This is a genomic window from Nonomuraea solani, assembly GCF_900108335.1.
Lineage (GTDB): Bacteria > Actinomycetota > Actinomycetes > Streptosporangiales > Streptosporangiaceae > Nonomuraea > Nonomuraea solani.
In genome coordinates, this window is sequence record NZ_FNVT01000008.1 from 121,923 (window position 1) to 140,934 (window position 19,012).

Here is a 19,012-nt window from a genome sequence, read left to right on the forward strand (position 1 = left end):
GATGGCAACACCGTACGGCACTCAATCGCCGAGATCGCTGAGCCGCCCGATCAGCGCCGTCCGTGAGGTGATGCCGAGTTTGGTGTAGATGTGGCTCAGGTGGTATTCGACGGTCTTGACGCTCAGCACCAGCTTGCGCGCCGCCTGCCGGTTGGTCAGCCCCCTGCTGATCAGCACCGCCACCGTGTGCTCCTGCGGCGTCAGGCCCAGCCGGGCGGTGTCCTGCGGCAGCAGCACCGCCCGCCCGCTCGCGGCCAGCTCCAGGTCGCACTGCTCCAGGTACGGCAGCGCCCCCAGCCTCGACAGCGTGAGCTGGGCCGCTTCGAGCTGCTCGGCGGCGGCCGACCTGCGCCCCCTGCGACGCAGGAAGGTGCCGTACGCGAGCTGGATCCTGGCCTCCTCGAACGGCATGTCGATCTTGGCCGCGTGCTCCATGGCCGCCTGGTAGCCGGTCTCCGCCTCGACCGGCTCGTGCCTGGCCGCGTACAGCCCGGCCCTGACCCGGGCGACGGCGGCCAGGACGCTGCGCCGCTCCCTGTCCAGGGCCAGCAGCTCGCAGGGCACGAGGACCGCCTCGGCCTCGTCCAGCCTGCCGCCGTTGATCAGCGCGTCGGCCAGGAGCGTGCGCCAGAGCACGACGGCCGGCTCCTCGGACAGGTTCGTCCTGGTGAGCGGGGTGAGCGCGGTGATGACGGCGTCGTGGTCGCCGCGGGCGGTGGCCACCAGGGCGTCGGCGCCTGCCGTACAGACGAGGGCGGAGGTGTTGTCGGGCGAGCAGGTGGCGCGGGCGGCGCGCACGTGGGTGACGGCGCGGTCCCACTCACCCCGGGCGGCAGGGACGAGGGCGGCCACGGCGTGGGCGTAGCTCGCCAGCCACGCCTGGCCGAAGTCGTCCGCCGTCGAGGCGCCGACCTCGGCGTGCCCGGCGGCCTCGTCCCACCGGCCGAGCCGGTATTCGGCCTGGGCCAGCGCGATCGCCACCAGCACCTGGAAGGAGGCGGCCCGATCCGGGCTGGCGGTGAGCAGGCCGAGCAGGTCGTTCTGCGCCCCGGCCAGGTCGTCGGCCCACAGCCGCAGCACCCCGCGGCCGAGCAGCGCGTCCAGCTCCGCGCTGTCGCACTGGCCCGGCACCGGCAGCTCCCCCGACAGCGCCAGTCCCTCGTCGCTCTGCCCGGCCAGCCCCAGCCCCACCAGCTCCGCGAACCGCACCAGCTCCCCTTCGCCCCGCCGCGCCCAGCGGGTGGCGCCGGGGCCGTGGCCGGTGAGCAGGGCCGCCATGGCGTGGCGGGCGGCGATGCCGGCGGCCAGGCGGGGATCCTCCTTGGCGTGCGACCAGGCGTTGTCCAGTTGCCCGACCGCCTCGCGCACCCGGCCCGCCACCAGGGACACCGACCCCAGCGCATAGTCGCGGACCCCAGGGTCGGACCCCGGTGTCACCTGACCGGCCAGGGTCGCGGCGTCCCCGGGCCGGCCGGCCGCCAGGAGCGCCTCCACGGCCTCGGCGATCAGCCGGTCCCTGCCGGGTCCCTCACGTGTGAGCTGCACGGCCCGCGTCAGGCAGCCGCACGCGCTCGACCAGCGGCCGGCCGCCGCCTGCCGCCTGCCGACCCTGGCGACCTCGCGTACCAGCTCGTCGTCCACCTGGTCGGCGGCCGCGAGCCGGTGGTGCAGGCGGTGCACCACGTCGTCGACGACGTCGGCGGCCAGCAGGTGCATGCGGCGGCGGGTGGCGGGCCCGAGATCGTGGTAGATGGCGGCCCTGACCAGCGGATTGGGGAACCCCACGGAGACGCCCGCGCCCGTGCGCCACTCCACGAGCAGCCCGGCGCCGGTCGCCTGCTCCAGGGCGGGCAGCGGCTCGGCGAGTTCGGCCATCCGGGCGACCAGGTGCAGGGGTTCGGCCAGCTCGGCCATGCGGGCCACCAGGTGCAGCGGCGCGGACGTCCCGAGCACGGCGGCCGCCGTCAGCAGCCGCTGCGCCGCGGGGCCGCACTGCGCGAGCCGCTCCAGCACCAGCGTCGTGTACGCCCGGGGCGCGGGCAGCGGCGCGTCCACGTCGGCCAGCGTCTCGGCCCGTACCTGCTGCAGCAGCGCCCGCGCGTGCAGGGGCACGCCCTTGGTGTGCTCGTGCAGCCGCTCGGCCGCCTGCGGCGTCAGCCGTACCGGGCCCAGCCGGGCGCTCAGCGTCTGCAGCTCACGGGCGGCCAGCCCGCCGAGCGGCAGCCGGAGCGCGTTGCCGCCGCGCAGAAGCCGCCGCAACCCGTCGGGCAGCCTGGGGTGATCGCTCTCCCTGGCGATCAGGATGGCCAGCACCCGGTCGGTACGCAGCCGCCGCAGCGCGAACGTCAGCGCCTGCAACGAGGGCAGATCCGCCCAGTCCGCCCCGTCGATGGCGATCACCACGGGCGTGCTGCGCTGCAGCTCGGCCAGCAGCTCCAGCAGCGCCGCCCCGGCCACCAGCGGATCGACCCGCGCGGAGGCGCCTGGCCCCACGGTGAGCGCGTCCGGCACCGGCTGCGCCTGCGCCGCCAGTTGCCCCAGCACCCCGTACGCCAGCTCCGACTCCCCGTCGTCCCCGCTGACCTCCAGCACCACCGCGTTCTCGATCGCGCACAGGAACTCCCCGGCCAGGGCGGTCTTGCCGATCCCCGCCGGCCCCTCCAGCACCACCAGACTGGAGCGGCCCTCACAGACACGGCCCAGTTGGGCGTGGAGGACCGCCAGCTCACGGCACCGGCCGACGAACTGTTCGTCGCGGGAGCGCTCGGGTCCGTTGCGTAAGGCGCGGGCTGCCATCGGACTCACCCCCCGGCCAGGATTCCCCTGACCAAGGTTCATCGTGGGCCTTGGTCCGGCGACCGTCCAGTGTCCGATTGACCCGAGTCAGCTCTTTACGTCATTAGGGAAACCCCCCGGGGTAATCCCCAGGGCGTTCCCTGATGCTCGCGGCGGGGCCCCTCCATAGCGTCCAGCGTGGACGAATGCCCCAAAACGCCGGGAGAACATCATGCCGTCCTACATCGCAGAGGAGCAGCGGGGAACGGAGGCACGGATTCTCAACGTGCTGTTCCCCACGATCCTCCAGGGCCTCCAGCTGACCCACCAGGCAGCGGACCAGTTCGGCGCACGTCCGCAACAACTGCAAACGCTGCCGATGGGGCCGCGGATGGAGCACCGGCCCGTGGAGTACCAGCAGCAGCGGTACGTCACTCCGGACACCTACGCCCAGCTCGCGGCCGACCGGTCATTCATGGACGTCGCGGCCGTCCTGATGCCGGTCGTCCAGGCCATCATCCCGCCGCTGGTGGAGCAGCTGCTCTCCTTCGGCCCGCCCAAGGCGGACACCGACCAGAACGAGGAGGACCGCTTCCTGCAGTTCGTGCCGCAGCTCGTCGGCACCATCACGCCGATCATGACGCAGGTGCTCCCCGGCCTGCTGCAGAACATGCGCGGCATGCGGGCCGAGCACCCCGTACGCATCACCGACCGCGAGCTCAACCAGCGCTTCTTCGGTCCCATCCTGCAGGCCACGCTGCCCGCGATCATCGCGCAGCTCCCCGAGCTGCTCGCCATCACGCACGGCGACCAGCGCTCGCCCGTCCGGTACGAGCGCATGCCCGGCCGCGGCCCGCTCCAGCTCATCAGGATCAGCAGGAACGACCTCGTCAACGCGCACCGGCTGCGCGACGGCGACGTCGTCTACCTGACCGAGACCCCCGCGCCGCCCGGCACCACCGAGGTACGCGTCAGCATGGCCCCCCACGGCCTGTGGTGGAAGGGCGTCCAGGTCACCGACGACGGCGACCGGCAGATCTGCTTCGTCGAGACCAACGGGGACATGCACGCCACCTTCGAGTCCAGGTCCGTGCAGACCGGCGGCACCATCGTGCTGTGGAAGGCCAAGATGTTCGGCATCCACACCCCGATGTACGTCCTCCCGACCGGTGACCTCTCACCGGACGGCAAGTGCTTCACCTTCCACTGGGCCGCCGACTGATGGCCGGGCCCACGCTGCGGCTCGGCAGCAGAGGAGAAGAGGTCCGGCGGCTCCAGGAGCTGCTGCGCGCCCGCGGCTACCGCGTACAGGCCGACGGGTACTTCGGCGGCGCCACCTACGGAGCCCTGCTCAGCCTCCAGCAGCGCGAGGGCCTGCCCGCCGACGGCGTCGCGGGTCCGAGCACGTGGCGGGCGCTCGGGCGCACTTCGCAGAGCCCGGCCCCCGGACGCGTGGCGCACTCGAACGATCCGGCCGAGTGGAACGTCATGATCTACATGGCGGGCAACAACAACCTGTCCGACGCCGCGGGACGCGACCTGGAGGAGCTGCGCGCCGTGCCGTCGTACAACGGCGTGCGGGTCACCGTCTTCGTCAAGCGGCAGGACGCCGGCGGCCGGGCCCAGCGCATGGAGGTCGGCCCCGGCGGCGCGCCCGACATGATCGAGGAGCTGCCGCCGCGCGTCGACTCCGGTCATCCGCAGACGGTCGTGGACTTCGTCCGCTGGGCCGTCAAGCGCGCGCCCGCCAGGAGGTACGCGCTGGTGCTCTGGAACCACGGCGGCGGCTGGACCCCCGACGACCTCGACCAGATCTACACCCAGGTCAGAGGCCGTACGGTCCGGCACGACGTGGAGACCGGCTACGTGCGGCGCGCCCCGCGCATGGCCGTGTCCGACGGCGAGCCCGCCTTCTCCGAGCTGGCCAGGCTGGCGGAGACGCCCGAGATCGCCAAGGCCGTGTTCACGACGTCGCTGAGCGAGGTGCTCAAGCTGCCGGGCGGGCAGGAGCGCGCGATCGCCAGTGACGACGGCACGCTGCACTCGCTCGACACCATCGAGCTGCGCAACGTCCTGCGGCAGGTGCACGAGGATCTCGGCAGGCCGATCGACCTGGTGGGCATGGACGCCTGCCTGATGAGCAACCTCGAGGTCTGCTACGAGATCCGCGAGCACGCGGGCGTCGTCGTCGGCTCGGAGGAGCTCGAACCCAACGACGGCTGGCCGTACACCGAGATCCTGTCCGCCATGGCGGCCAACCCGCGCATGGACGCGCGGGAGCTGGGGCGGATCGTGGTCGAGGAGTATCTGCGGAGCTACCGCACCGCGCGCCAGACCGTGACGCAGTGCGCGGTCGACGCGACGCGGATCGAGGAGTTCATGCGCGAGTTCGAGACGCTCGCCGGCTGCCTGCGGCGGCAGGTGCACATGAACCGGTCGGTCGTGGACAGCGTCCAGTCGGTCGCGACGCGCTTCCACTACGACCGGTCGCTGGTGGACCTGCGTACGCTCTGCCTGGCTCTGGTCGCCGACTCGCGGACGGACCCGACGCTCGCCTCGGTGGCCGACAAGCTGCTGGCCATCCACAACCCCGGCGGCTTCGTGATCCACGAGGCGCACCAGGGCGACAAGGTGGACGGCTGCGGCGGGCTGAGCGCGTACTTCCCGATGGAGCGCACCATCTCGCGCTACTACGGTGACCTCCAGATCGCCCAGCACACCGAGTGGGACGAATTCCTCAGAGAGTACGGAAACGCGCGTACCATCAGGCGTTAGAAGACCACACGCCGGCGATCCGCCGGCACCGCTGGGGCTATTGCGGCCCGGGACCGGCCGCAATAGCCCCTACCTTGGTCTCATGAATCCCCTCATCAGCCGCAGGGCGCTCAACCGGGCCACCCTGGACCGCCAGCTCCTGCTGCGCCGCACCGGCCGTCCCGTCGTCGAGGTCGTGGAGCACGTGGGCGGGCTGCAGGCGCAGACCCCGCACACCTGGTACACCGGCCTGTGGAACCGCATCGAGGGCTTCAAGGCCGCCGACGCCTCCGACCTGCTGGCCTCGCGCGCGCTGGTCCGCATCGCGCTGCAGCGCGCCACCATCCACCTGGTCAGCGCCCGCGACTGCCTGGCCATGCGGCCGCTGCTGGAGATCGTCAACGGGCGCGGGACCCGGTCGACGTTCGGCAAGCAGCTCGCGGGGGTGGACCTCGACGAGCTGGCGGCGACCGGGCGGGCGCTGCTGGAGGAGCGGCCCATGACGTTCGCCGACCTGGGGCGGGCGCTGGCCGAGCGGTGGCCGGACAACGACCCGCACGCGCTGGGCCAGGGGGTGCGCTGGCTGGTGCCGCTGGTGCAGGTGCCACCGCGCGGCCTGTGGGGCAGGAGCGGGCCGGTCGCGCACACGAGCGCGGAGTCGTGGCTGGGCTTCGAGGTGCCGCCGATGACGGCCGCCGAGCTGGTGCGGCGCTATCTGGCGGCGTTCGGGCCCGCGTCGGTGATGGACGTGCAGACGTGGTCGGGGCTGACGCGGCTCGGCGAGGTCGTGGAGGGGATGGACCTGGTCAGGTTCAGGGACGAGAACGGCAAGGTCATCTACGACCTGCCCGACGCCGTACGCCCCGGCGAGGACACTCCCGCGCCGGTCCGCCTCATGTACGACTTCGACAACCTCTTCCTGTCGCACGCCGACCGCTCCAGGGTCATCACCGAGGCGGGGCTGGCCGCCCTCCAGGGCTTCATGGGCACCAACGTGCAGCCGCGCACCATCCTGGTGGACGGCGTCACGGCCGGCGACTGGACGGTCACCCGCGCCAAGGGCACCTCCACCCTCAACGTGCACCCCTGGGTGCCGATCTCCGTCATGGACGAGGTCGAGGAGGAGGGCAGGCGGCTGCTGGAGTTCCTGGCCCCGGACGACAAGCACGACATCGCCGTGTTCGACCGCCCGTCCAAGTCCTAGTTTTGCACTGCACAACAACATGTTGCATACCGCTTTCGCCGGTATGTTGGGGCTCGTGCCGGAACGCAACCAGTCAGCCTCGCTCAGGCGCGCCCTGGCCGTGCTCGACCACGTACGCGAGCACTCGGGCCTGTCGCTCACCCAGCTCGCCGAGGCCGTGGGCCTGTCGAAGAGCACGGTGCTGCGGCTGACCGCGCCGCTCGTCGAGGCCCGGCTGCTCGACCGCGACCGCAGCACCGGGGCCTACCGGCTGGGGCACGGCACGCTCCGGCTCGGGCAGTCCTACCTGGCCACGCTCGACCTGCGCGCCGTGGCCGCCGAGGAGTCGCACCGGCTGATGAGCGAGGTGCGCGAGACCGTGCACCTGGCCGTCTACGACCCGCCGCACGTCGTCTACATCGACAAGGTGGAGAACGAGGCCAACGTGCGCATGGCCTCGCGCATCGGCAGCCGCGGCCCCGTCCACTCGACCGCGGTGGGCAAGGCGATCCTGGCCTGGCAACCCGAGGAGGCCCTCGCCGGGCTGGCCCTGGAGGCCAGGACCAAGCACACGATCATCGACTCCGCGCGGCTGCGCGCCGAACTGGCGGGCATCCGGCGCAGGGGGTACGCGGTGGACGACCGCGAGAACGAACCCGAGGTGCGCTGCGTCGCGGCGCCGATCTTCAACCACGACGACGCCGTCACGGCCGCCATCTCCGTCTCCGGCCTCACCTCGCGGATCACCGCCGCGCGGGTGCGCGAGCTGGGGCCGCTGGTGGCGGGGGCGGCGACACGGATCTCAAGAGAGCTGGGCAGTCAGAACCGATGACCGAGCTGGTGACCTTTGGTGAGACCATGGCGCTGTTCGCCGCCCGCCGTACCGGGCCGCTGCGCTTCGCCCGCGACTTCGACCTGGGCCTGGGCGGCGCCGAGTCGAACGTCGCGATCGGCGTGGCCCGGCTCGGCCACCGCGCCACCTGGATCGGCAGGGTGGGGGCCGACGAGTTCGGCGACCTGATCCGCGCGACCCTGGCGGGCGAGGGCGTGGACGTACGCGCCCTCTCCGACCCCGATGCGCCGACCGGCCTGATGATCAAGGGCAGGCGCACGGCCGACCTCATCGACGTGCGCTACTACCGCAAGGACAGCGCGGGCTCCCGCCTGACCGCCACCGACCTCGACCCCGGCCTCATCCGGTCGGCCCGGGTCCTGCACGTCTCGGCGATCACCCCGGCGCTCTCGGCCTCCGCCCGTGAGGCCGTACGGGAGGCGATCGCCGTCGCCCGGACCGCCGGGGTCATGGTCTCGCTCGACGTCAACTACCGCAAAGCCCTGTGGACGCCCGCCGAGGCCGGGTCGTGGCTCCGGGAGACGGTCGGGGACGTGGACGTCCTGTTCGCCACGGAGGCCGAGGGCCGGCTGATCGCCGACGCCGCGGGTGCCGAAGCCCTGGCCAAGGCCCTGGCGGCGCTCGGGCCGAAGCACGTCCTGGTCAAGTTCGGCGCCGAGGGGGCCATGGAGCTGTCGGGGGGCGTGGTGCGGCGGGCGGCGCCGTACCGGGTGACGGAGGTCGACTCGGTGGGCGCGGGCGACGCGTTCGCGGCGGGCTGGCTGGCGGACTGGCTCGCGGGCGCCGACCCGGACCGGCGCCTCGGGACGGCGTGCGCGGCGGGCGCGTTCGCGGTGACCTCGCAGGGCGACTGGGAAAGCCTCCCCCGCCGCGCCGACCTCACCCTCCTCACCCACCCGGCCGACGGAGTCAACCGCTGACCTCCACCTCCCCGTCCCTTCCACCCCACCGCACTCTGGCGGAGGCCCCTTGGAAACCCCCGGGGCAAGAGGGTCCGGCCGGCCGCGCACCTGGACGGGCTGGCCCCGAGGGCGGCGCCGCCGTGGCGTCCGGCCGGTTCCGCACCAGGACGGGCAAGCCGAGCGCGTCGGAGAAGCGGGAAATGTCGTAGCCTGCCGGGATGCTCGACCGATATCTCGACGAACTGTTCCAGGCGGCCGAAGCGCGTGACGCCGATCGGCTCTTCGCGACCGTGCCGCGTTTCTACGCCGCCACCGAAGGGGTCGATGAGGAGACCCTGTCGCGGGCGGCGGTCGCGCTCAGCGAGATCTTCGCCCGCGTCCCGCCCGGCATAGGTGTCCGGCTGGGCATTCTGGCCGGTGCGCTGGCCGAGCGCGGGGCCGATCCGATGCCGCTGGCCGAGCCCCTCGTCCGCGGGCTGACCGAGAACCTGGAGCGGGCGGCCAGGTTCGCCGTGGCGTGGCGGGAGGCGACGGGCCAGGAGCCGCCCGAGCCCGATGACGACGACCCGGGCTGGGTCGCCGACACCGCCACCCAGCTCACCGGCCTGACCGAGGGCGACGCGTTCGAGCTGGCCGACGCCTGGGCGCTCACGCACATGGCGAGCATGCCGGTCCTGTCCATCCTGCAGCTCTCAGCCCGGGTACGCGCCGAGCTCCCCGGCCGCGAACGCCTGGTCGCCGCCATGTCGGCCGTGCTGGACGACCGCGGCGACCTGGAGTGGCTGGCCGGTGTGCTGGCCGTACTCGAAGACGAGCACCTGATCGTGCTGCACCGCGAGACCGGCCGCGGCTACGAGGTCGTCATCGGCGGCGTCGGCGACAACTTCCAGCTCCACACGCTGCTGGCCGACGCGGTGAGCGGCCCGGCCGCCGAAGGACTGATCGAAGGGGTACGCCCCGAGCCGGAATGGGTGCTGGCCGCCACGGCGGGCCCGCCCGGCACGGAGCCGGTGCGCGGCCAGTTCAACCTGGTGGACGCCTACGGCAAGTGGATCTGGAACGAGGGTCTGCCCGCCCACATCCCGTTCCTGGACAGAGTACGGGTCGTCGTGCTCGACCCGCCCCCGTACGAGCGGTCGTGGAGCCCGGGCCGCCGCTACCCGATGATGCGCGCCACCGTACGTCTCAAGCGGATCCTCCCGGCGGACGAGGCGGCCGCCTGGACGGCCAGACTCACCCCGGAAGGAAACTAGACGCCCCGCACCCGGGCGACCTCTTTGCGGTACTGGCGCTTGCCCAGCAGCGTCCACATGACCCGGGCGGGCAGCGGCAGCAGGCCCAGGAACGCCTGACGCTCCCAGTCGGTGGCGTCCTCCAGCAGCGCGCCGAGCTGGATGAGCAGCCGGTCCTTGGACAGGTGGGAGCGGCCGTACTCACCGAGCCGGTCCCACTCCTCCTTGGTCAGGTGCTGGGACACCAGGGGCAGGATCTTCTCCTCCTCCTGGTCGAGGTGGATCACGAGGTCCTCGTACAGGCGGTCGAGGGTGTCGGCCACCTGCTCCCCCGCCTTGGCGGCCGCGCCGTCCCGCCAGGCGGGGAGCAGCTCGCTCAGGGCCTCAATGTGCCCCGCCACGCTCTCGTGCTGGGCCTCCATGGTGTTGACCAGGTCGGCCTCGAACGTCACCCGGTCCAGGAGCAGCGGCCAGAGCAGCTTGTCCTCGCCCTCGTGGTGGTGGTGCAGGCCGTCGAGGATCTCCTTGATCCACGAGGCCAGCGTGGCGGCGCGCGCCGTGTCGCCGGGGGCCACCCGGCGGATGAGCTCCGGGGCGAGTTTGAGCTCGCGGCGGAACACGCGATGTACGACCACCATCTCCCAGACGGCGGGTCTGTCGTCATTAGTCACGGGCTACAGGGTGCGGGCCGCCGATTGCCAAATGGTTGCGTCTCAGTGCAACCCGGATCTTTGCCCGTTTCCGTTCGGGTCTTGAGGGCAGGCGGGGAAGATCTCGTCCGGGGGAAGGAGCGCGCGATGACAGACGTTTCCGGTAGGGGATCTCATCCCGACGACAACCGTGAGGTGCTCACCAACCGGCAAGGGCACCCTGTCCACGACAACCAGAACCAGCGCACGATCGGCCCCCGCGGGCCGGCGACGCTGGAGAACTACCAGTTCCTGGAGAAGATCAGCCACTTCGACCGGGAGCGCATCCCCGAGCGCGTGGTGCACGCCAGGGGCGCGCTCAGCTACGGCTATTTCGAGGCGTACGGCAAGCTCGGCGACGAGCCGATCGGCCGCTACACCCGGGCCAAGCTGTTCCAGGAGGCGGGCAAGCGTACCGACGTCGCCCTGCGCTTCTCCACGGTGATCGGCGGCCGCGACTCCGCGGAGACCGCCCGTGACCCGCGCGGCTTCGCGATCAAGTTCTACACCGAGGACGGCAACTGGGACCTCGTGGGCAACAACCTGGCCGTCTTCTTCATCAGGGACGCCATCAAGTTCCCCGACGTCATCCACTCCCTCAAACCGGACCCCGTGACGTTCCGGCAGGACCCGAACCGGATCTTCGACTTCATGTCGCAGACGCCGGAGGCCATGCACATGATCGTCAACCTGTTCAGCCCGCGCGGCATCCCCGCCGACTACCGGCACATGCAGGGGTTCGGCGTGAACACCTACCGGTGGGTCAACGCGCAGGGCGAGTCGCATCTGGTGAAATATCACTGGATGCCCAAGCAGGGCGTCCGCAGCATGACCGAGGCGGACGCCGCGGTCGTCCAGGCGAACGACCTGGGCCACGCGACCAAGGACCTGTACGAGGCCATCGAGCGCGGCGACTATCCCGAGTGGGAGTTGCTGGTCCAGATCATGACCGACGACGAGCACCCCGAGCTGGACTTCGACCCGCTGGACGACACGAAGGTGTGGCCGGAGAACGAGTTCCCGGCCCTGCCGGTCGGCCGGCTGGTGCTCGACCGCAACGTGCAAAACCAGTTCGCCGAGAACGAGCAGGCGTCCTTCGGCACCGGCGTGCTCGTGGACGGGCTCGACTTCTCCGACGACAAGATGCTGGTCGGCCGGACGTTCTCCTACAGCGACACCCAGCGCTACCGGGTCGGCCCGAACTACCTGCAGCTCCCGGTCAACCAGGCCAAGAACGCCGACATCAGGACCAACCAGCGCGACGGCCAGATGACGTACTTCGTCGACTCGGCCGGGGAGAACCCGCACATCAACTACGAGCCGTCGTTGCGCGGCGGGCTGCGCGAGGCCGGCTATTCGCACTCCGACGAGGTCGGCCCGGTGGTGGAGGGCCGGCTCACCCGCAAGCGGATCCCGCGCACGAACGACTACAAACAGGCCGGCCAGCGTTACCTGCTGATGGAGGAGTGGGAGCGCGACGACCTGGTGCACAACTTCGTCTCCGCGCTCAAGCAGTGCGACCGGGCCATCCAGGAGCGCATGGTCTGGCACTTCCTGCTGGTCGAGGACGACCTGGGGCTGCGCGTGGGCGAGGGGCTGAGCCTCACGCCGGACGACGTGTCGCATCTGGAGCCGCTGAAGAACCAGGAACTCACCGAGGAGGACCGTGACCGGCTCGACAAGCTCGGCAGGAACGGCCCCCGCGACGTCGAGGGCCTGAAGATGACCCATTGCGTGCCCAACACGCGCGCCGAGCACTGACCTTTACCTCCGGGCCTCCCGGGAGGAGGCTCGGAGGTAGGAGGTGGTCGTCATGGAGTACAAGCAGTGGAACATTCAGATCTGGATCAGCGAGGACGATGACGACGCGGTGACCACGGCCACGGCGGTGCTGTTCACACCGGACGGCAAGCGGCACGAGAGCGTGGCCCACGCCCGCCGCAACCCGGACGACCGGCCCGTTCCCGGCATCGGGGACGAGCTGGCCGTCGGGCGGGCGCTGTCGGACCTGGCGTCCAAGCTGATCGAGGACGGCGCGCAAGACGTCGCCCAAATGGCCAGTCCCGCGTAGTCAGAGCAGCCCGGCGGTGGCGAGGAGTTTGCCGATCCGGCCGACCTCGTCATCGTTCAGCGGGGTCTGCGGCAGCGCGGTGATCGGGCAGTCGATGACGCCGCGCAGGTGCAGCGCGGCCTTGAACGCCCCGAGGCCGGACGAGCTGCCGCCCATCCGTGTGCCACCGACGTGGACGATCTCGAACAGCCGGACCAGGCGCTCCTGCTCGGCCCTGGCCGCCTCCCAGTCGCCGCGCGCGGCGCAGCGGTACAGCTCGACGTACCCCTGCGGGTCCACGTTGCCGAGCCCGGGCACCACGCCGTCGGCGCCCATCCACAGCGCCGAGTCCACGGTCACCTCGGACCCGGTGAGCACGCTGAACGGCGCCTCGCGGCCCAGGATGACCTGCCGCAGGCCGCCGTCGTCACCGCTGGAGTCCTTGACCCCGGCCAGCGCGCCCTCGGCGGCCAGCCCGAGCAGCAGGTCCGCGCTCAGCTTGGTGTGTACGGACACCGGCAGGTCATAGGCGTAGACCGGCAGCCCGGCCCGCGCCGCCAGCGTACGGAAGTGCGTCCTGATCTCCCCGGGATGCGTACGCGTGTAGAACGGCGCCGTCGCCACCAGCCCCGACACCCCGGCCTCGACCGCGACCCGGGCGTGTTCGAGCACCCGGGGCGTCGTCATGTCGATCACCCCGGCCAGCACCGGCACCTGCCCGCCCACGTGCCCGACCACGGTGTCCAGCACCGTCCGCCGCTGCGCGTCCGTCAGGTACGCCACCTCCGACGACGACCCCAGCACGAACAGCGCGTCCACGCCGCCGTCGATCAGGTGATCGACCAGCCGCGTCATCGAAGCGGTGTCCACCTCGTAGTCGGGGGTCATCGGGGTGCAAACCGGGGGGATGACGCCGGACAGCATCGCGGACTCGGCGACGTTAGAAGTCGTCGCGGACTCGGCGACGTTAGAAGTCGTCATACGCGCTCCTGGATCAGTTCAATGTCTGTCGCTCCCGCCGCCACCGGGTGATGGCAGTGGAAGAGATGGTCGTCGTCCGTCCGAGCGGCGGGCATCTCGGCGGCACAGTCGTCGTCCGCCCGCCAGCACCGCGTGCGGAACGGGCACCCGCTCGGCGGCCTGGTGGCCGAGGGCACGGCCCCCACCAGCGGAATCGGGTTGATCGGCGAGATCAGCCCGGGCGTGGCCGAGAACAGCGCCCGCGTGTAAGGGTGCCGCGCCCCCAGCGGCACCGCCTGGGCCGGCGTCTGCTCCACGATTCTGCCCAGATACATGGTCACCACGCGGTCGCTCATCCTGCGCACGGTCTGGATGTCGTGCGAGACGAACACCAGCGCCAGCCCCAGCCGCTCCTTCAGGTCGAGGAGCAGGTTGAGGATCTGCGCGCGTACCGACACGTCGAGGGCGCTGGTCGGCTCGTCGGCCACCACCAGGCCGGGCTCCAGGGCGAGCGCCCTGGCGATCGCCACCCGCTGCCGCTGGCCGCCGGACAACTGGCTGGGCAGCGCGTCGGCCGCGCTCGACGGCAGGCCGACCAGGTCGAGCAGCTCGCGTACGCGGGCGTCGCGCTCGGCGGGGGTGCCGCGGCCGTGCACGTTGAGCGGGTCGCGCAGCACCTGCCGGATGGGCAGGCGCCGGTTGAGCGCCGTGGACGGATCCTGGAAGATCATCCCCACGTTCGACCCGACCAGGGCGCGCCGCTCGGACTCCTTGAGCCCCCACATGTCCCGGCCCCGGTAGGTGACGGTGCCGGCGGTCGGCTTCTGCAGGCCGACCAGTACCTTGGCCAGCGTGGACTTGCCGCAGCCCGACTCGCCCACGATGCCGACGGTCTCGCCGGCGCTGATCGTGAGGTTCGCCTCGGTCAGCGCGTACACGCGGTCCCGTGAGAACAGCCCGCCGGAGCGGGCCTTGTGCACGACGTGCACGTCCTTCAGCTCAAGCACGCTGCTCGCTCCTCACATCGCTCGTCTTCGGGGCCGGATGGTGGCAGGCCACGGAATGAGCGGCGTCCCCTTCCAGCACGGGCGTCTCGGTACGGCACACGTCCGTGGCCATCGGGCACCGGTCGGCGAACCGGCAGCCGGGCGGGAAGTCCGCCGGCGCCGGCACCACGCCGCGGATCTGCGTGAGCCGCTCGGCCCCCGACTCCAGCGACAGCACGGAGCCGAGCAGGCCGCGGGCGTAGTGGTGGGCGGGCGATCCGACCAGGGTCGCGGTGACGCCGGTCTCGACGATCTGGCCGCCGTACATGACGACCACGCGGTCGGTCACGTCCGCCACCAGCGCGAGGTCGTGCGAGACGAGGATCAGCGCGAACCCCAGCTCCTCGCGCAGCCGCAGCAGCAGCTCGATGACCTGCGCCTGGACGGTCACGTCCAGCGCCGTGGTGGGCTCGTCGGCGACGATCAGCTTGGGGTCGCGCGACAGCGCCATCGCGATCAGCACCCGCTGCCGCTGCCCGCCCGACAACTCGTGCGGGTACGACGTCAGCGTGCGCCGCGCGTCGAGCCCGACGAGTTCGAGCAGTTCGGTGGGGCTGCGCCGCCCTCCGCGCCGGGTGAGCTGCTTGAGCTGGGCCTTGATGGTCATGGCCGGGTTCAGCGAGGACAGGGCGTCCTGGTAGATCATCGCCATCTCGTGCCCGAGCAGCCGGCGGCGGGCGGCGCGCGACTCAGTCAGCAGCTCCCGCTGGTCGAAGCGGACGTGTCCGCTGACACGGGCGTCGCGGGGCTGCAGGCCCATGATGGTCAGCGCGGTCAGCGACTTGCCGCAGCCGGACTCGCCGACCAGGCCGAGCACCTCGCCGGGGCGCACCTCGAAGCCGATGCCGTCCACGATGTCGACGCCCTCGGCGAACCCGATCCGCAACCGTTCGACCGACAGGATGGGCGGGCCCTGGGGCAGCGGGCGGGCCCGTTCGGCCAGCCGGCGGGCGGCCTCGGCCAGGCCGGGCAGCTCGACGACCTCGCCGGACCCGGGCTTGGCCTGCTCGAAGGCGTCGCCCTTGCGCACCGTCGCCTTACGGGCGGCCGGGGCGGCCCAGGCGTCGGAGATGCCCTCGGACAGGATGTTCAGGGCGAGCACGGTGATCAGGATCAGCAGGCCGGGGAAGACCGTGGCCCACCAGCCGCCGAGCAGGACGAGGTTCTTGCCGTCGGCGATGACGCTGCCCCAGGAGGGGTTCGGGGGGCGTACGCCGGCGCCGATGAACGACAGCGACGCCTCGAACACGATCGCGTCGGCCACCATCACCGTGCAGAACACCAGCACCGGCGCGGCGCAGTTGATCGCGACGTGCTTGACGATGATGTGCGGGGTTCTGGCGCCGATGACGCGTTCGGCCGCGACGTAGTCCTCACCGTACTGGGCGATCACGTTGGCCCGGACGACCCGGGCCACGGACGGCATGTAGAGGAAGGCCATGGCCATGACCAGCACCGGGATGCTGCCGCCGAACACGGCGACGAGCACGGCGGCCAGCGCGATGCCGGGGAAGGCCATGATCACGTCGAGCACGCGCATGAGGGTCTCGTCCACGACCTTGCGCGACGTGGCCGCGACCGCGCCGACGATCGCCCCGGCGACCAGGGCGAGCCCGGTGGCGCCGAGGCCGATGATCAGCGACCAGCGGGCGCCGTACAGGAGCCTGGACAGGATGTCGCGGTTGGCGCTGTCGAGGCCCATCCAGTGCGCGGCGGACGGGCCGCCGCCGGCGGCCTCCTGGAAGTACGGCGACTGCGGCGCGATCCACGGCGCCAGCAGCGCGGCCAGCACGACCACCACGAGGATGCCGACCGACACCCACGACATCGGCTTCAGCCTGCGGAACCCGAGGCCGGGCCGGGACAGGCGCTCTGTCAGTCCACGTCTCATGCCGCACTCCTGAGGCGGGGGTTGACCAGCAGGTAGAGGACGTCCACGACGAGGTTGACGACCATGAACCCGACGGCGATGGTGAGCACGACGCCCTGGACGACGGCCGGGTCGCCGTCGCGGACCGCGTTGATCATGAGCTGGCCCATGCCGGGCAGGCCGTAGATCGTCTCGATGACCACGGTGCCGCCGATCAGGTAGCCGATCCGCAGACCGAGCACGGTCAGCGGGTTGATCAGGGCGTTGCGCAGCACGTTCCGGCCGACGACCACGATCATCGGCAGCCCGCTGCCGATCGCGGTGCGTACGTAGTCGCGGTCCAGCTCCTCCACCATCGACGTCCGGATGATGCGGGTGAGCTGGGCGGCGATCGGCAGCGACAACGACAGGGCGGGCAGTGTCATCGACAGCAGCCAGCCGGACACGGAGTCGGCCGGGTTGATGTAGCCGCCGGTCGGGAAGAGACCCTCCCCGACCGCCAGCCACTGGATCATCAGCAACGCCAGCCAGAACGCCGGTGCGGCCACCCCGATCAGCGACACCATGCGGATCGCCTGGTCGGGCCAGCGGTCGCGGAACAGCGCCGCCGTCACGCCGAACACCAGCGAGAGCACCACCGCCACGGCCAGGCCCAGGAACGTGAGCTGCAGCGTCAGCGGCAGCGCGGTCGTCACGGACTCGATCACCGGCTTCTTGGTGAGCACGCTGGTGCCCAGGTCGCCCTGCGCCAGGTCCGCGACGAAGCGGACGTAGCGGACGGGGAGCGGGTCCAGCAGGCCGTTTTCGAGCTGGAACTGGCGGATCTGCTCGGGGGTCGGGTTCGCGCCCTGGAAGTAGGCGTACTCCGGCTTGCTGCTGGAGAAGCGCATCACGATGAACACGAACGCGACCACGCCGAGCAGCAGCGGGATCAGGATGAGGAGCCGCCGCAGCAGCATCCTGGCTACCAGCGTCATGTCCTCTTGGCCTGCAGCAGGTTGATGCCCGGGTAGGGCTGGGCGCGGATGCCGGAGATCTTCTTCGGGTCCCAGGCGGTCATGAGCTCGTTGTGGACGACGGGGTAGAGGATGGCCTGCTCAGCCACAAAGTCCAGATATTTGTGGATAAGTCCGGTCTTCTTGGCCTCGTCCGTCTCCTTACCGGCCTCGTCCATCATCGCGAACAGCTTCTCGGCGTCCTTGGTGCCGTCCCAATGCGCGTACTTCATCCACAGCCCGCCGGGCACGTAGTTGTAGTGCAGGATCAGGTCGGCGTCCATGCCGAACTGGTTGGGGTTCGAGGCCGCGGCGACCGCCTGGTAGTCCTGGAACTGGTCCATCTTGGCGAACAGCGCGGCCGTGTCCTGCGGCTCCAGCGTCGTCTTGACGCCGATGGCCTCCCAGGAGGAGGCGATGGTGGGCAGGCAGTCCGCGATCCAGCTCACGTTGACGGCCATCAGGTTGATCGTCAGATCGGTGACGCCCGCCTCCTTGAGCAGCGCCTTCGCCTTCTCGGGGTCGTAGTCGTAGACGACCGAGGCCCGCTTGTGGTCGGGGTGACCCTCGTTGAGGAAGGAGCTGGAGGCCGTGCCGTGGCCCTTGAGCGCCACGTCGATCATCTTCTGCTTGTCGATCGCGTAGTGCAGCGCCTGGCGTACGCGGATGTCGTCGAAGGGCTTGGTGCCGGTGTTGAACATCAGGAACATGTGGTTCATGCCCTTGCCGCCCTCGACCGTCAGGCCCTGCTGCTTGAGCTGCTCGACGTTGGCGTACGGGATGTTGTCGGCGATCTGCGCCTCGGCCGAGCCACCGGAGATCTTGGCCACCCGGGCGGCGGCGTCCACGATCGTCAGCCAGTTCATCTTCTTGACCGCGGCGGGCCGCGGGCCGTTGTAGCCGTCGAACGCCTCGAACGAGGTGTTGGACTTGGGGTTGTGCGCCACCTGCTTGTACGGCCCCGACCCCACGGTCTTGCCGCCCTTGGCCTGGTCCCAGGCCCCGGCCTGGCTGAAGACGTGCTTCGGCATGATCTTCGCGATGGTCAGGCGCGGCGCGGCGTCGGGGAACGGGAACTTGAACACCAGCTCCACGGTCTTGTCGTCCACCTTCTTCACCTCCTGCAGCCAGGACTTGAAGAAGTTGCCGGTCAGGACGTTGTCCGGGCCCAGGATCCGCTCGAAGGTGAAGACCACGTCGTCGGCGGTGACCGGCTGCCCGTCGTGCCACTTGGCGCCGTCCCTGAGCGTGAACTTCCAGGAGGTCGCGTTCAGGTCGGACGGCAGCGCGGTGGCCAGCGCCGGATAGGGCTCACGCGTGATGGGGTCGGTGTCGAGCAACCCCTCGTAGATGTGGTTGATCCCGGCCATGGCGAAGGCCGAGGCGGTCTGCGTCGGGTCCCAGCTCTGGTCGTTGCCGTACCCGATCACGGCCGTGATCAGGTCCTTGTTGGAACCGGCCCCGACCGAACCGGTCGATGCCGGGCCGCCAGAGCAAGCGGAGAGCGTGGCCGCGATGAACGCCGCCGCCCCGGTGGCCCCGCTGTAACGCAGGAAGTCGCGGCGACTGAACTCAGAGCTCACGGATGCCTCCTGAAAGGGGGGTAGAACGTGGGACATCCCATGTCCTATCTTGTGCGTAACGTGGACGCTAAACGCCACCCCCTCTTGAGGTCAACGGAAGATTTCCGGATTGTTACCTAG

15 protein-coding genes are annotated in these 19,012 nt (G+C 71.0%); 8 read left to right on the top strand and 7 right to left on the bottom strand.

What is annotated here, in order from left to right; genetic code table 11:
* Positions 1 to 21: 21 nt before the first annotated feature.
* Positions 22 to 2,796 carry a helix-turn-helix transcriptional regulator gene (locus C4V41_RS62035; protein ID WP_160150409.1) on the bottom strand — a complete coding sequence of 925 codons (2,775 nt, stop codon included), beginning with the start codon at positions 2,794 to 2,796 and terminating at the stop codon, positions 22 to 24.
* 211 nt (positions 2,797 to 3,007) lie between these two features.
* Here C4V41_RS62035 and C4V41_RS28150 point away from each other — a divergent pair, with 211 nt between their 5' ends.
* From C4V41_RS28150 to C4V41_RS28175, 6 genes are all read left to right on the top strand, one after another.
* On the top strand, positions 3,008 to 3,997 hold the full coding sequence (locus C4V41_RS28150) for a hypothetical protein (RefSeq protein WP_103958965.1): 990 nt from the start codon (positions 3,008 to 3,010) through the stop codon (positions 3,995 to 3,997).
* A complete protein-coding gene (locus C4V41_RS28155) occupies positions 3,967 to 5,550 on the top strand; it encodes a clostripain-related cysteine peptidase (RefSeq protein ID WP_146103812.1) in 1,584 nt (527 codons plus the stop codon). Before C4V41_RS28150 ends, C4V41_RS28155 begins: the two co-directional genes overlap by 31 nt.
* An 82-nt stretch (positions 5,551 to 5,632) precedes the next feature.
* A complete protein-coding gene (locus C4V41_RS28160; RefSeq protein WP_103958967.1) occupies positions 5,633 to 6,733 on the top strand; it encodes a winged helix DNA-binding domain-containing protein in 1,101 nt (366 codons plus the stop codon).
* A 55-nt stretch (positions 6,734 to 6,788) separates the two neighbouring features.
* The gene (locus C4V41_RS28165; RefSeq protein ID WP_235030427.1) at positions 6,789 to 7,544 is read left to right on the top strand and encodes an IclR family transcriptional regulator; all 756 of its coding nucleotides are present in this window, start codon (positions 6,789 to 6,791) and stop codon (positions 7,542 to 7,544) included.
* A complete protein-coding gene (locus tag C4V41_RS28170; RefSeq protein WP_103958969.1) occupies positions 7,541 to 8,485 on the top strand; it encodes a sugar kinase in 945 nt (314 codons plus the stop codon). Before C4V41_RS28165 ends, C4V41_RS28170 begins: the two co-directional genes overlap by 4 nt.
* Positions 8,486 to 8,685: 200 nt before the next feature.
* Positions 8,686 to 9,720 (top strand): hypothetical protein, encoded by a 1,035-nt coding sequence (locus C4V41_RS28175; RefSeq protein WP_103958970.1) that lies wholly within the window; start codon positions 8,686 to 8,688, stop codon positions 9,718 to 9,720.
* Here C4V41_RS28175 and C4V41_RS28180 read toward each other — a convergent pair.
* Positions 9,717 to 10,370 carry a hemerythrin domain-containing protein gene (locus tag C4V41_RS28180; protein WP_200824279.1) on the bottom strand — a complete coding sequence of 218 codons (654 nt, stop codon included), beginning with the start codon at positions 10,368 to 10,370 and terminating at the stop codon, positions 9,717 to 9,719. The genes C4V41_RS28175 and C4V41_RS28180 overlap by 4 nt on opposite strands.
* A 126-nt stretch (positions 10,371 to 10,496) precedes the next feature.
* Here C4V41_RS28180 and C4V41_RS28185 point away from each other — a divergent pair, with 126 nt between their 5' ends.
* Together C4V41_RS28185 and C4V41_RS28190 are read left to right on the top strand one after the other, a co-directional pair.
* Positions 10,497 to 12,149, top strand: a complete 1,653-nt coding sequence (locus tag C4V41_RS28185) for a catalase (RefSeq protein ID WP_103958972.1) — start codon at positions 10,497 to 10,499, stop codon at positions 12,147 to 12,149.
* Positions 12,150 to 12,201: 52 nt separating this feature from the next.
* Positions 12,202 to 12,459 (top strand): DUF1876 domain-containing protein, encoded by a 258-nt coding sequence (locus C4V41_RS28190; protein WP_103959255.1) that lies wholly within the window; start codon positions 12,202 to 12,204, stop codon positions 12,457 to 12,459.
* Here C4V41_RS28190 and C4V41_RS28195 read toward each other — a convergent pair whose 3' ends face one another.
* The 5 genes from C4V41_RS28195 to C4V41_RS28215 are packed head-to-tail and all read right to left on the bottom strand — an operon-like array spanning position 12,460 to position 18,892.
* Positions 12,460 to 13,419 carry a dihydrodipicolinate synthase family protein gene (locus C4V41_RS28195; protein WP_103958973.1) on the bottom strand — a complete coding sequence of 320 codons (960 nt, stop codon included), beginning with the start codon at positions 13,417 to 13,419 and terminating at the stop codon, positions 12,460 to 12,462.
* Positions 13,416 to 14,405 (bottom strand): oligopeptide/dipeptide ABC transporter ATP-binding protein, encoded by a 990-nt coding sequence (locus C4V41_RS28200; protein ID WP_103958974.1) that lies wholly within the window; start codon positions 14,403 to 14,405, stop codon positions 13,416 to 13,418. The genes C4V41_RS28195 and C4V41_RS28200 overlap by 4 nt, the downstream gene beginning before the upstream one ends.
* Complete coding sequence (locus C4V41_RS28205; protein ID WP_103958975.1) at positions 14,398 to 16,335, bottom strand: dipeptide/oligopeptide/nickel ABC transporter permease/ATP-binding protein; 1,938 nt, start codon at positions 16,333 to 16,335, stop codon at positions 14,398 to 14,400. The genes C4V41_RS28200 and C4V41_RS28205 overlap by 8 nt, the downstream gene beginning before the upstream one ends.
* Positions 16,332 to 17,291 (bottom strand): ABC transporter permease, encoded by a 960-nt coding sequence (locus C4V41_RS28210; protein WP_103958976.1) that lies wholly within the window; start codon positions 17,289 to 17,291, stop codon positions 16,332 to 16,334. Before C4V41_RS28210 ends, C4V41_RS28205 begins: the two co-directional genes overlap by 4 nt.
* Positions 17,288 to 18,892 (bottom strand): ABC transporter substrate-binding protein, encoded by a 1,605-nt coding sequence (locus C4V41_RS28215; protein ID WP_235030428.1) that lies wholly within the window; start codon positions 18,890 to 18,892, stop codon positions 17,288 to 17,290. The genes C4V41_RS28210 and C4V41_RS28215 overlap by 4 nt, the downstream gene beginning before the upstream one ends.
* Positions 18,893 to 19,012: the final 120 nt, after the last annotated feature.